This is a genomic window from Collinsella sp. HCP28S3_G2, assembly GCF_052065125.1.
Taxonomy (GTDB): Bacteria; Actinomycetota; Coriobacteriia; order Coriobacteriales; family Coriobacteriaceae; genus Collinsella.
Genome location: NZ_JBQHUO010000004.1, coordinates 20,069 through 33,218 on the forward strand (window position 1 = coordinate 20,069; position 13,150 = coordinate 33,218).

Here is a 13,150-nt window from a genome sequence, read left to right on the forward strand (position 1 = left end):
TGGACTGCTGCCGACGAGGTCTAATACTTTTCCGAGAAGTGAACGAGCTAAAACGGACCCCCGAAGCATCGACACTTTAGAGGTGCCGTTTCCTGCGGTTTCGGTGCTGGAATCCTGCGATTTTGCCGACGAAAAATGTGGATGCTTCAGGGGTCCAAAAACAGACGTTCACTTCGCGGAAAAGTATTAGACCTCGATAGCGGGGGATGGAGTGCCGGTGCAAAACGGCGTTAAGGGTTGGTCGAGCAGGCGGTTTCTCCATTGATGTCCGCACGGCATGTGGCACTTACCCTGCCGCCCTGCTCTGCCGCGGCGGCATGTACCCAAACAACGGCCCTCTAAGGAGTCCGATATTGATGAGTGATAACACCAAGCATCTCGCAAAGAAGTGCGTCAAGGACGCGGGGCCGTGCCTCGCGCTGTGCGTGGTCGGCGCAGCGGTCGCGCTGCTGGCTGTTCTGGGGCCGTTCGACGCGCTCCGAAGTGCCAGCTCTCTGCACGTTTGCATGGCCCTTGCCGGCGCCATGATGACCGGCGGCGTGCTCGATCTGATTTTTTGGGTGCTTGATCCGTTTGGATGGAAGAACGAGGGGTAAGCCCTAAGGGATGGATACCCCGCAGCAACAGGAGGTCCCCGTGATCTGGTTTACCGGCGATACTCACTTTGGACATGAGAACATGCTACGGCTTAGCGATAGGCCTTGGTCGACTGTTGCGCAGATGAACGATGCCATGGTCGCCAACATTAACAGCAAGGTTGCTGCGGATGACGAGCTCTACATCTTGGGTGACTTTAGCTTTAAGATGACGGTCCAAGACGCCTACGAGCTGCGCAAAAGCATTGCCTGCAAGCGCGTCCATCTGCTGCCTGGCAACCACGACAAAGACTGGACGCAGCCTGCGGTAGCGGATGCTTTTATCGTCGAGCCGCCCATTTGCGCGCTCAAGATCAGCCGCCAAAAAATCGTGCTGAGCCACTATCCCATGGTCGACTGGCAGGGCATGTCGCACGGCAGCTGGCATTTGCACGGGCATATCCACAGTTGCGGCAGCGCATACAACGAGTTCAACCGCAGGCAGGGACTGCTGCGCTATGACGTGGGCGTGGACGCCAACAGCTACGCCCCGGTGAGCTTGGAGGAACTCAAAGCTTGGTTTGTGCAGGTAGACGAACCGATGTGTTGCGTTAAATGGCCGTGGTGGGTCAATGCCACGGGCGACGAGCAGGTCGAGCACGATCTCGAAAGTTATAAGAGGGAAGTGGTAATCCGATGACGGTCTATGTGACGGGCGATATTCACGGCGGCCTCGACATGCAAAAGCTGCGCGACTGGGATCTTGGGGATAGTCTGACGAGCGACGACCATCTGATTGTCGCGGGCGACTTTGGCTTTCCGTGGGATTTCTCTGCCGAGGAATGCATCGATATCGCCTGGCTGGAATCGCGTCCCTATACCGTGCTGTTCGTCGACGGCAATCACGAGCGTTTCGATCACTGGGCGGAGCGTCCCATGGAGCTGTGGCACGGTGGGCTAACGCAACGCCTGTCGGATACCTCTCCCATACGGCGCCTGACGCGCGGCGAGGTTTTTGAGCTCGACGGCTCAACGATCTTTACCATGGGCGGCGCCACGAGCGTGGATAAGGAATACCGCATTCCCTATTCCAGCTGGTGGCCACAGGAGCTGCCGGATGAGCGCAGCTTTGAGGAGGCGCGGACAAAGCTCGACAGCGTGGGCTGGAAGGTTGACTACGTGGTCACCCATACCTGCTCTACGCGCATGCTTTCGCCCACGCTCTATCCTGCGCCCGGCTGGAATTGCCCCGCCGTTGATCGGCTTACGGCATTTTTCGATGAGCTGGAAGACCGCTTGGACTACAAGCGCTGGTACTACGGGCATTTTCATCGGGATGCCAACCCTGCCGAGCGCCATACCGTGCTCTACGACTGCATCGTTCGCTTGGGCGACGAACTCCAGCCCTGGGACGTTGCGTAGGGGCGAGGTATTTGGCTACTCGGCCGTTACAGTGATGTTCTCGCGGTGCGCGCGGATGACATTCCAGCTAAAGTGCTCGACCAGCTGCTCGGCAGAGCACGACGTGGTGTCCGGCGCGATGCCCGTTTGCCCGGCGAGCCATCCCAGCAGTGCCTCGGGCGTGACAAAGCGTGCGCGTAGCTCGCCCAGGTCCAGATCGCGGTCGCGCTTGGAAAGGCGGCGGCCGTCCGGCGACATGAGCAGCGGAATGTGCGCGTAGTGCGGCGTGGGAAGTCCCAGCAGATGTTGCAGGTAGATTTGGCGGGGCGTGGAGCCCAGCAGGTCGCATCCGCGCACGACCTCGGTGACGCCCATGGCAGCGTCGTCGACCACCACGGCTAGTTGGTAGGCAAAAACGCCGTCGCTGCGGCGCACCAAAAAGTCGCCGCACTCGGTGGCGAGTGCCTCGCATTGGGCTCCGTACGTGCGGTCCACGAATTCGATCACGTCGCCGGCGAGGTCATCGACGGTAGGCACGCGCAGACGCGTGGCCGGGGCGCGCAGAACGCTGCGGCGGGCGATCTCTTCGACAGAAAGGTTTCGACAGGCGCCGCGGTAGATGGGCGTGCCGTCGCTGGCATGCGGCGCGCTCGCGGCGTGGAGCTCGGCACGCGTGCAAAAGCAGGGATAGGTGAGGCCGGCGTCTTGCAGCTGGTGCAGGGCGTCCTCGTACAAGTCCAGGCGATCGTGCTGGTAGTAGGGGCCTTCGTCCCACTCAAGCCCTAGCCAGGCCAGGTCGTCAATCAATTGAGCGGCAAGTTCCGTGCGCTTGCAGCGATCGTCCAGGTCCTCGATGCGCAACACGATGCTGCCGCCTTGGCTGCGGGCCGAAAGCCACGCACACAGGCAACTGAACACGTTGCCCAGGTGCATGCGGCCCGAGGGCGATGGGGCAAAGCGGCCCACGACGGGCGTGAGGGCGGGGGCGAGCTTGCTGTTGGACGCCGTCGACGTGGCCACGGCGTGTGTTGCTATGTTGCATGCGTTGATATCCATGCGGACGAGTATAGCGCGGGGTGAGGTGGGGGGCGTCGTCGATGCTCGCGAGTTGCCGAGGCTGCGTGTTGTGCGCGGCGGGCACCGACTCAACACCTCGATTACCGCCCCAAGCTCAGCCCCTTTAACCCCTCAAACAACAGAAACCCCGGCAGCTCTTCGCAACTGCCGGGGTTTCCGCGGAAAAGGGGGACATGATCCTCGAGCGAACGGCAAAGGGGCAAACCAGTTTCGCTCAACTGCTTTATGCCCCTCGGCTGGCGGCTCAATCAGCGCGTGCCGCGCCCACACAAAGCTGCTATACCTGTGACGGAGCTGTGAAGTGGTATCTATTGCTGGCGCGGGCCATGCCAAGGGGGTCCCTCATGACTAGTCATTTAAGAACGTCCCCAATGACTACCCAATGATTAGCTGCTGGCGGCAGGCATGACTTTCATCCCGTTTGGCGCTCCGGTCGCCTAGATGTTCGTCATGTGTACCCGCAAACGTGGGACAATGGCGCTGTTGGTTTTACAGACAAAGGATGTGCCTATGAACGCCCCCGTTGCCAATGCTTGTCGGCAGCGCTGCCCGTTTGCGCGATTTGCTTCCATTTGCGCACTCGTCGCGTGCGTGCTGCTGCTGTTGCCCGCCGTTGCACGTGCCGACGGGTATTCCATGACCCAAACCTATATCGGTGCCACGGTTGAGGCCGATGGATCGCTGACCGTTGTCGAGGGGCGCCAGTTTGATTTCGACGACGACATCAACGGCGTGTATTGGGATATCAATACGGGCACCAACCAGCAGGGTGGTACGGCGGGTGTCGATGTGCTGAGCGTCGAGGAAGATGATGCCGCGTTTAGCAGGGTTGACTATGCAAACAAAGGCGACAACGGCGTCTATACGGTCGAGCAGTCCGACGGCGGCGTAAAGATCAAGGTGTTCAGCCCCCACGAGAGCGGCGACAGCGCGATCTATTACGTGAGCTACACCATGACCGGTGCGGTTATGAAATGGTCCGATACCGCCGAGCTCTACTGGAAGTTTGTGGGCGACGGCTGGTCTGCGGACTCCGATGACGTCGAGATGGAAGTTTACTTCGCAAATGCCGCTGCCGGAACGGCGGCCGTCAAGGGCGATAACTTCCGTGCGTGGGGCCACGGTCCGCTCACGGGCGGCGTGTCGCTCGACGCGGACGAGCCCATGGTCACCTATACCATACCCTGCGTGCATCAGGGTGAATTCGCCGAGGCGCGCATCGCCTTCCCCAGCGATTGGGTGCCGCAGCTCGCCGCCTCGGGCAAGGAACGCATGTCGACAATTCTGAGCGAGGAGAAGGCGTGGGCCGAGGAGGCCAACGCCCGCCGCGCTCATGCCCGCATGATCGCCAATGCACTTGCCGTGGTTAGCGTTGTCGCGGCGGTGGCCTTTACCGGCACAATCGTCGTGCTCAAGTTGCGCAAGCGCAAGCCCAAACCGCTGTTCCAGGACGAATACTTCCGTGACGTGCCCTCGGCCGACCATCCCGCCGTGCTTTCGGCCCTCATGAGCTGGAACGAGGTGCCCGATCAGGCATATATCGCCACACTCATGAAGCTCACCGACGATCGCGTGATCAAGTTAGAGGAGGCAATCGCGACCAAGGGCAAGAAGGGCCTGCTCCGTCGCGAAAAAGAGGAGCAGACGTATCGTGTGACGGTGAGTGATGCGGGCTGGAAGTCGGCCAAGGGCATTGACCGCATGGTGCTCAAGGTCTTCTTTGCCGGTGCTAAGCCCGACGAGAACGGCGATCGCTCGCGCACGTTTGACGAGCTGCAACACTATGTTAAGCAGCACGCTACGCCCGTGGGCGACAAGCTCAAGGACTATCAGAGCACCGTTAAGGGCAAACTGGCCGATAGCGAGTACGTTGCCTCGGACGGCATTGTCGCAATGGTGTTTTGCCTGGTTCTTGGTACTCTGATCGCCTTTGTTCCCGTGGGATCCATCTTCTTTACCGACGGCGCACAGGTGAACATTGTCGCCGCGGTTATCTCGGTGCCGATTGTGCTGGTGGGTATTGGCGTGGGCCTTACGTTCCGCCGCCTTACGCCGGAGGGCGCCGAGGTGGCGGCTCGCTGCAAGGCGCTCAAGCATTGGCTCGAGGACTTCACGCGTCTAAAGGAAGCCGTCCCCGGCGATCTGGTGCTGTGGAATAAACTTCTGGTGATGGGTGCGGCGCTGGGCGTTTCCAAGGAAGTTCTGCGTCAGCTTGCCGAGGCCGTGCCGCCCGAGGTGCGCGAGGCCGACGGCTTCTACGACAATTACCCCTGCTACTGGTGGTACTACCATCACTACGGAAACCAGTCTCCGCTCGATTCGTTCGATGGCGTGTATCACGAGAGCATCCGTGAGCTGGCTTCGAGTTCCGATAGCTCGAGCGGCGGCGGCGGTGGTGGCTTCTCGGGCGGCGGGGGCGGCGGCGTCGGCGGAGGCGGCGGCGGAACGTTCTAGCGAGCGCAAATCATGGGATGGGTCTTCCCCGGCGGCTGTTGCCGGAAGATCCATCCCATTTTTATGCTCAGAAGCGATGCAGGCTTTCCCAAGGCGAGCTTTCGCGGAAACCGCATCCCGCTATTTAGGCGCAGAGCGGGATGGACTTTCCCGATGGGATGATTTCGGAAAGCGCATCCCACTCTGGGCCTCGATTCTGGGTCACAGTTTCCGCCAGACGTGCCATTCGGAAAGTGCATCCCAGAATATGCGCTCAAACCGGGATGCAGTTTCTCAAGAGGCTCTCTTCCGGAAACCACATCCCGCAATTTAGGCGAATTCTGGGATGCGCTTTCCCTGTGAGTTTTCGAGTGGGGCTGCTTGCTCCACGGACGGCACTTAGGGGCGTTCTTTTTATGCCGGCAGTTTAGGAACTTCCCCGGATGTCGGCACTTGGGGACACTCCCTTGACTGCCGGTTTTAAGCTGTCAGGTCGAGTTCGTAGAGGAAGCTTTCGCGCGGCATGTCGTGGCGGCGCTCTTCGCGGTTGGCGCGGTGCGTGGCCGTGCGCTTAAAGCCGTGCAGCTCGTAGAACTTCCACGAGCAGTTGGAGTCGGTATACAGGTGCGCTCTCGACGCTCCGCGCGAGGACAGGTGCGAGACCGCGGCATCGAGCAGAACCGAGCCAACGCCCAGGCCGTGGACATCGCGATCCACGGCAAGCAACGTGACCTCGTTGTCATGCGGCAGCGGGCTGCTCTCGAGCAGGCGGTTGTTGGTCCGGATGGTGGCGCGCACAAACGAGAGATACTCGGCACAGGCATCGGGCTCCAGCTCACGCATCTGCGACAGCAATGCGCGTTCGGTATCCATCCAATGCTCCTTGACGGTGGCGCCGCTGCTTTGCCCCACACGTGCGAGTGCAATGCCGCGCGCCTGGCCGTCGATTACGGCGACCTGCGAAAACGTCGATGATGAAAGGCAGTAGGCAAGATCGCACGCAGCCTCAAGGCGGTTGTACTCTTCGTTATCCGAATTGTTGTGCCAAAGCTGCTGCAAGATCAGCGCGATGGCGTCGAAATCTTCGGTATCAAACGGTCGGTAGAGAACCCGCGAGACCATGGTGCCTCTTTCTATTGCGGATGCATATCGAGCACAGTTCTACCACGCCATTGGCAACTAATTATGGTGCCCCTGTGTTCCATCAACTCACCGTGCCCAGTGGCGCTCCTGCAACCCCCGCTCGCAAGCTTTTTCTGCACATGCGCCCGTTACGGGGTGCATCGATGCGCTCGATGCGCTACATTGAATCAGTATTTTCAATGCCGCTGCGCGAGCGCTGCAGATCGACGTATCACCGACTCACAGAGCACGGCGGCGTACCAGACAGGAGGACTGCATGGGATCTGATGTGAAGATCGCACGCGCGTTGATCTCGGTTACCGATAAGACGGGCGTCGTCGATTTCGCACGGACGCTGGTTGACGACTTTGGCGTCGAGATCATCTCTACGGGCGGCACGGCTCGTGCCATCGAGGACGCGGGCGTTCCCGTAACCCCCATCGAGGAGTTCACGGGCTATCCCGAGATGATGGACGGCCGCGTCAAGACGCTGCACCCCAAGGTTCACGGCGCGCTGCTGGCTCGCCGCGATTCCGAGCAGCACATGCAGGAGGCAGCTCAGCACGGCATTAAGCTGATCGACCTGGTCGTCGTCAACCTGTACGAGTTCGAGAAGACCGTCGCCAACCCCGAGGTCACCTTCGCGGATGCCATCGAGCACATCGATATCGGTGGCCCCTCCATGCTTCGCTCTGCCGCCAAGAACGCCGCGAGCGTTACCGTCATCTCCGACCCGGCCGACTATGATGCCGTCCTGGCCGAGATGCGCGAGACCGGTGGCTGCACCACGCTTTCCACCCGTCGTCGCCTGCAGGTGAAGGTCTACCAGACCACCGCCGCCTACGACACGGCTATCTCCCGTTGGCTTGCTGCCCAGGCAAGCGACGTGGCGGACACCTCTGCCAAACTCGAGGTCTCGCTGGAGAAGGTCGACGACCTGCGCTATGGCGAGAATCCTCAGCAGAAGGCTACGGTCTACCGCTTTGCCGATGGCTGCGAGAACTCCGCGAGCTCGCAGTTCCCGCTCGTGGGCTCCGAGCAGATTCAGGGCAAGCCGCTCAGCTACAACAACTATTTGGACGCCGATGCCGCTTGGAACCTGGTTCGCGAGTTCGACGAGCCTGCCTGCGTGATCCTCAAGCATCAGAACCCCTGCGGCTCCGCCGTTGCCGAGGACATCACGGCTGCCTACGACCGCGCCTTTGCCTGCGATCCCAAGAGCGCTTTCGGCGGCATCATCGCCTGCAACCGCGAGGTTCCCTTTGAGCTGGTTGAGCACTTTGCCGATCAGAACAAGCAGTTCGTCGAGGTCATCATCGCCCCGAGCTACACCGCCGAGGCGCTCGAGCGCATGGCCAAGCGCCCCAACCTGCGCGTGCTGGCTACCGGCGGCGTGGACCACGGCGCCAAGGTGGAGCTGCGCTCCATCGACGGCGGCATGCTGGTGCAGGAGGTCGACCACGTGATCGAGGATCCCGCGACCTTTACGTTCCCCACCGACCGCAAGCCCACCGATGCCGAGATGGCCGAGCTTGAGTTTGCCTGGAAGGTCTGCAAGGGCGTCAAGTCCAACGCCATCCTGGTCTCCAAGGGTAAGGCCGGCATTGGCATGGGCCCGGGCCAGCCCAACCGCGTTGACTCCGCACTGCTTGCCTGCGAGCGCGCCGAGGACTTCTGCGAGCGCGAGGGCGTGGAGAAGGGCGGCTTTGCCTGCGCAAGCGACGCGTTCTTCCCGTTCCGCGACAACGTCGACGTGCTTGCTGAGCACGGCGTGACCTGCATCATCCAGCCCGGCGGCTCCAAGCGCGACGACGAGAGCATCCAGGCCTGCAACGAGCATGGCATCGCAATGGTCTTCACGGGCGCTCGCCACTTCCGCCACTAATGATCGTTACGCGGTTTTACCAAACCGCGTAACTGCTCGACGCTGCGCCGGCCCCAAGCACCTCATCTCGCCGCTCAAACCGTCGCTCGCGTACAGAAGTACGCGTCGCTCCTCTTTTGCGGCGACCTGAGGCACTTGGGTCCGGCTCGCTGGCTTGTGCTCCACCAGCGGTATTGGCTCGCCCCGAACTAAAGCTATCTATTGCCGCCTGTGCCGGTTGGTGCAGGCGGCTTTTTGGGTATAACGGTGCGGTGTATGTTTTTGAGAAAGGTTGGATATGGCCGTTGTGGATGATGCCGAGCTGTTTGGCAATGCCGAGGACCAGCGTGCGTACGAGGACTTTTGCGCCAATCAGGAGGCGGTCGAGAAGTTTACGCTCGACAAGCCCGCGCTTGTCTGCCGTTGGCGCATGTCCAACAAAAAGGTGCCCATGCTCAACCGTCACATTCGTGCGCTGTCCGAGCGCCTGGTGCAGGGCGAGCCGCTCACCCATAATATGCTCAGCTGGGCCAAGCAGCACGTTGAGTGGTCGCTTGCCGAGGGCGATTACACCGCGCGCGACGGCGTGCTCATGCTGGTGATCGACGTTAACGGCAATGCCGCCATGACGGTGGGGGAGTACGAGCCGCTGGCCGATACTTCGGCCAAGGCGCTGCGTGCCCGCTCCGCCGAGGCCCGCTCCGAGGCCGATGAAACCGGCGTGGCGCCCGAGCTGCTCGCCGCCGTCAACGACGGCGAGCTGGTCTTTGTGGCACCGGCGGACGAGTGCCTGTGTGGCACGGCGACGCTTATCGAGCAGTTGGCTCAGACCAAGGGCATCCCGGTCACGCGCGTGGACATTCCCGCGCAGCTCAAGGGCGCGCTGTTCCTGGTGAGTGACGAGCACGGCGTGGTCCCTGCCGCCGAGACGGACGCCGTCGAGTCCGACGCCGCTACGGTTGCCTTCTTTGCCGAAGGCTACGAAAAGCTCCGTGCCCGCCGCTCCTAACCTCAAGGCGGGGTGGGCTTACTGAAGCGAGCGAGCGCGTTCGATGGCGTAGGCGAGCGACAGCTGCTCCATCTCCGGGGCGCATTTGTAGCTCAGTCCGGTGAGAGCTGTCACCTTATCGAGGCGATATCGAATCGTGTTCGGGTGCTGGCTAGTCTGCTTGGCGGTTCGCTCGATACGTCGGTCGTTCTCGATGAATGCGGCGAGCGTGGATTCCAGTTCGCTGCCATGCTCACTGTCGTGCTCGCGTATCGGCGAGAGAATCGCCTCCGAGAACGATCGCATCTCCGGGGTTTCCGCAAAAGGCATCACGGTTCTCAAGATGCCGAGCTGCGTATAGCGGACAGGGCCCTCGGCTCGTTGACAAGATAGGCGCTGTGCGTAAATCGCCTGTGAGATCGCCTGCGCCACCGCCTCGTCTCCAAACAGAATATCGCTGATGCCGAGCCCTTCCGCTCCGCCATCGATACCGCTAACCTCGATGAGCTCCGTGAGCGCCTGCGCGATTCGCTCCACATCGAGCGTCTGCTCCGAGTCGCTTGTCGCTACGAATAGCAGACCTCCGTCATAGGGTGCCAGCATGTTGTGGCATTCGGCGAGGGTCGATTTTGAACAGAGACGTTCGATTTGCAAAAACGTACGCGGGTCGAGGGGCTCTGCAAACGATGCGAACAGGGCGACCGCTTCGTCCAGAAATGACGGGTTAAGGCCTCGGATGCGTCGGCAGATGGACTCGGGCGATACATCTGTCCTCAGGGCATCGATCTCGCGCTGTGCGAAGTCGATAGACGCGAGCTGCTCGATATGCCGTTTGACCTCATAGATGACGCTGTCAAAGAACAGTGAGTCGTCGGTCGTGAGAAAGACGGGGTAGTGCCGCGCGTTGGCGTAGCGGATGGCTTGGTCGGGAATCGGGATGTGCAAGACGTTTTTGATGATGAGACCGCTCGTTCCCTTGGCGACAAGGTATTTCACGGCTTCAGTGATGAGGTACGGGTCGTCCTTCGCATAGAGGAAGGTGCTGAGGACGATCTCGTCTGAGGTGAAGTTGACGCGCTGGTACTTGTTCTTGAGACCGGGCATGAGTTCATAATCGAGGATCCCGACGCCAGAGACGGCACGCGAGACGCCATCGCTGCCGGCGATTAGACGGACCGATTCCTCATATTCCCGTGAGAAGTCCGAGACGGTGTATAGCATCAACATCACCTTGTAAATCACTACAGTAAGTACCCGTATAAATAGGATAATCGCACATCCGTATGCCTTTGATGCGAGAAATAGTTTAAATACATGCTGCTAGAACGAAAAATTAGATTGAGAGTCGTTGTAGATCCCAACAAAAAACGATCCTTGGCGGCATCGTTGCTAAACCGTACAGTGAAGCAACGTAAAGCTTTCGCTGAAAGGAGCGATGATGGGGCAGATGATGGTGCTTTCGGCCGAGGAAGTTTCCAAGGTGCTGACGATCGAGGATGCAATCGCTGCCGTGGAGGAGGCATATCGCCAGAAGGCAACGGGCAAGGGTGTTGCGTGGCCGATGGTATATGAGCAGTTCGAACCCGGCGTGGCCGACATGGATATCCGCTCGGGCGAGTTGGCGGGAAGCGGCCTCTTCGGTCTGAAGCTCACTGCTTGGTTCTCTCAGAATCCTAAAAAGGGGCTGCCCGAGATCTTTGGCACCACGCTGTTGTGCGACAACGCGACGGGCGAGCCGTTGGCGCTGCTCAATGCCTCCGCCGTCACTGGACTTCGCACCGGTGCCGCCGCTGCGCTCGGTGCCAAGTGGCTGGCTCGGGCGGATGCGTCCAAACTGCTTGTTGCGGGTGCCGGCCATATGAGCACCTATATGGTGGCGGGCGTGCTCGCCGCCTGTCCCAAGGTGAGCGAGGTCAAGGTGTGGGAGCCGGTTTCCGATGCCGCTCCCGAGGCCCGCGTCGATCGCATGCGAGACGAGGTCGCCCATATCTTGGGCGCATGCGAGCATGCTCGCGAGGCATCCACCTATTCCATCGAGGCGACGGCCGACGGCCAAGGTGCCGCGGCGGAGGCCGACATCATCGTGACGATCACGCCGGCGACCAAGCCCATCATCCCCGATGCATGGGTGCGCCCCGGTACGCATGTTTCCTGCGTCGGTGCCGACATGCCCGGCAAGCAGGAGCTCGCCTCGGCGCTTGTCGCCCGTGCCGCTGTTTACGTCGACGACCGCGAGCAATCGGTCGCGTCCGGCGAGCTGGAGATTCCGGTTGCCGAGGGTGCCATTACGCCCGAGGACATCAAAGCGGAGCTCGGCGAAGTCATCGCCGGCACGGCTACGGGGCGTTCGGATGACGAGCAGGTAACGGTGTTCGATACGTCGGGCATCGCCGTTCAGGACCTTTCGGCATCGAAAATCGCCTACGACCGCGCCGTCGAGGCGGGGCTGGGCACCGCGGTGGAACTGTAAGAAAGTCAAGGAAAGGAAAGGACAATGCAGATTAAGGATTTCGCCGTCGAGCAGTGGATGAACGAGTGGGAGACCAAGTGCACCCACAACGTTGCGGAGACGTGCGTCTACTCCCTTACGCTCGACCAGCTGTTCGAGCTTACGAACACCGACAAGAAGGCGTGGCTCGATAGCCTGTGCTCGCGCCGATTCACCTACGGAGACATCGAGGGGCAGCCCGGCTTCCTCGAGGGGGTCGCGCGTCTCTATAAGACGGTCGAGCCCGGGCATATCGTGCCCACGCACGGCGCGACCGGTGCCAACTCCCTGGTTATTTCCACGCTCGTCGAACCGGGCGATCATGTAGTCTCCGTCAAGCCCACCTACCAGCAGCTTTACTCGATTCCCGAGATGTGCGGTGCGAAGGTCGATATCCTTCAGCTCGATCGCAAGAACGGCTACCACGTCGACGTCGACGCCCTCGATGCCCTGGTGACCGACGATACCAAGCTCATCTGCATCAATAACCCGGACAACCCCACGGGCGCCCTGCTCGACACCGATACGCTCAAGGCGATTGTCGAGGTCGCGCGCAAACACGACGCGTGGCTGCTCTGCGACGAAGTCTACCGTCTGCTTACTCAGACGGATGAGTACTGCGAGTCCGTGGTCGACCTGTACGACAAGGCCGTCGCCACCGCATCCATGTCCAAGGTCTGGTCGTTCGCCGGCCTGCGTCTGGGCTGGGCGGTCACCAAGAGCCCGGAGCTCCGTCGCGCGCTCCTCTCGCATCGCGATTACAACCTGATTTCCGCCGGCATATTCAGCGAGTCGGTGGCAGAGCTGATTCTGGGTAACGCTTCCGTGATCCTTGAGCGCAGCCGTCGCATCGTCCGTCAGAACCTCGCTGTTCTGGAAAAGTGGGTCGAGAGCGAGCCGCACCTGTCGTTCGTCAAGCCCGAGGCGGGTAGCACCGCGCTCGTGTATTACGACTACGACATCGACTCCAGGACGTTCTGCACCGACATGATTAAGAAGTCCGGCGCGCTCGTCACCCCGGGCGATTGCTTCGAGGAGCCCAAGAGCATGCGTATCGGCTATGCATATTCCGATAACACCGATGACCTGCAGAAGGGCCTGGATGCCATCTCTGCGTACATGCGTACGCTCGAGTAGAGGCTCGAGGTCGAAGTGATGGGGCCGATCGGTTTAGGACCGAGGGCCCCCCATTTTCTCTCAAG

Annotated in this window: 11 protein-coding genes; 8 read left to right on the top strand and 3 right to left on the bottom strand. The window is 60.9% G+C overall.

The window, feature by feature from the left end; translation table 11 throughout:
* The first annotated feature begins 356 nt into the window (after window positions 1-356).
* Genes ACTNB2_RS03820 through ACTNB2_RS03830 form a run of 3 tightly spaced genes read left to right on the top strand, consistent with a single transcriptional unit; the run spans window position 357 to window position 1,997 of the window.
* Window positions 357-596: a hypothetical protein gene (locus tag ACTNB2_RS03820; protein ID WP_441040899.1), complete on the top strand. Its 240-nt coding sequence runs from the start codon at window positions 357-359 to the stop codon at window positions 594-596.
* 10 nt (window positions 597-606) lie between these two features.
* Window positions 607-1,275: a metallophosphoesterase gene (locus tag ACTNB2_RS03825; protein ID WP_441044780.1), complete on the top strand. Its 669-nt coding sequence runs from the start codon at window positions 607-609 to the stop codon at window positions 1,273-1,275.
* A complete protein-coding gene (locus ACTNB2_RS03830) occupies window positions 1,272-1,997 on the top strand; it encodes a metallophosphoesterase (protein ID WP_441040896.1) in 726 nt (241 codons plus the stop codon). The genes ACTNB2_RS03825 and ACTNB2_RS03830 overlap by 4 nt, the downstream gene beginning before the upstream one ends.
* Window positions 1,998-2,012: 15 nt before the next feature.
* On the opposite strand, the gene gluQRS is transcribed toward ACTNB2_RS03830, so the two are convergent.
* On the bottom strand, window positions 2,013-2,909 hold the full coding sequence (gene gluQRS / locus ACTNB2_RS03835) for a tRNA glutamyl-Q(34) synthetase GluQRS (RefSeq protein ID WP_441040923.1): 897 nt from the start codon (window positions 2,907-2,909) through the stop codon (window positions 2,013-2,015).
* A 654-nt stretch (window positions 2,910-3,563) separates the two neighbouring features.
* On the opposite strand from gluQRS, the gene ACTNB2_RS03840 reads away from it, so the two are divergent.
* Window positions 3,564-5,507, top strand: a complete 1,944-nt coding sequence (locus ACTNB2_RS03840) for a DUF2207 family protein (protein WP_441040895.1) — start codon at window positions 3,564-3,566, stop codon at window positions 5,505-5,507.
* A 459-nt stretch (window positions 5,508-5,966) separates the two neighbouring features.
* Here ACTNB2_RS03840 and ACTNB2_RS03845 read toward each other — a convergent pair whose 3' ends face one another.
* The gene (locus tag ACTNB2_RS03845; protein ID WP_441040893.1) at window positions 5,967-6,608 is read right to left on the bottom strand and encodes a GNAT family N-acetyltransferase; all 642 of its coding nucleotides are present in this window, start codon (window positions 6,606-6,608) and stop codon (window positions 5,967-5,969) included.
* A gap of 277 nt (window positions 6,609-6,885) precedes the next feature.
* Here ACTNB2_RS03845 and purH point away from each other — a divergent pair, with 277 nt between their 5' ends.
* Together purH and ACTNB2_RS03855 are read left to right on the top strand one after the other, a co-directional pair.
* A complete protein-coding gene (gene purH / locus ACTNB2_RS03850) occupies window positions 6,886-8,493 on the top strand; it encodes a bifunctional phosphoribosylaminoimidazolecarboxamide formyltransferase/IMP cyclohydrolase (RefSeq protein WP_427794233.1) in 1,608 nt (535 codons plus the stop codon).
* Window positions 8,494-8,770: 277 nt separating this feature from the next.
* Window positions 8,771-9,481, top strand: coding sequence for a hypothetical protein (locus tag ACTNB2_RS03855; protein WP_441040891.1), 711 nt, complete (start codon window positions 8,771-8,773; stop codon window positions 9,479-9,481).
* An 18-nt stretch (window positions 9,482-9,499) separates the two neighbouring features.
* On the opposite strand, the gene ACTNB2_RS03860 is transcribed toward ACTNB2_RS03855, so the two are convergent.
* On the bottom strand, window positions 9,500-10,681 hold the full coding sequence (locus ACTNB2_RS03860; RefSeq protein WP_441040890.1) for a PucR family transcriptional regulator: 1,182 nt from the start codon (window positions 10,679-10,681) through the stop codon (window positions 9,500-9,502).
* A gap of 217 nt (window positions 10,682-10,898) precedes the next feature.
* Between ACTNB2_RS03860 and ACTNB2_RS03865 the strand changes: the two genes are divergently transcribed.
* The gene (locus tag ACTNB2_RS03865) at window positions 10,899-11,930 is read left to right on the top strand and encodes an ornithine cyclodeaminase family protein (protein WP_441040889.1); all 1,032 of its coding nucleotides are present in this window, start codon (window positions 10,899-10,901) and stop codon (window positions 11,928-11,930) included.
* Between the two features lie 24 nt (window positions 11,931-11,954).
* On the top strand, window positions 11,955-13,085 hold the full coding sequence (locus ACTNB2_RS03870) for an aminotransferase (protein ID WP_441040888.1): 1,131 nt from the start codon (window positions 11,955-11,957) through the stop codon (window positions 13,083-13,085).
* The last annotated feature ends 65 nt before the right edge of the window (window positions 13,086-13,150 follow it).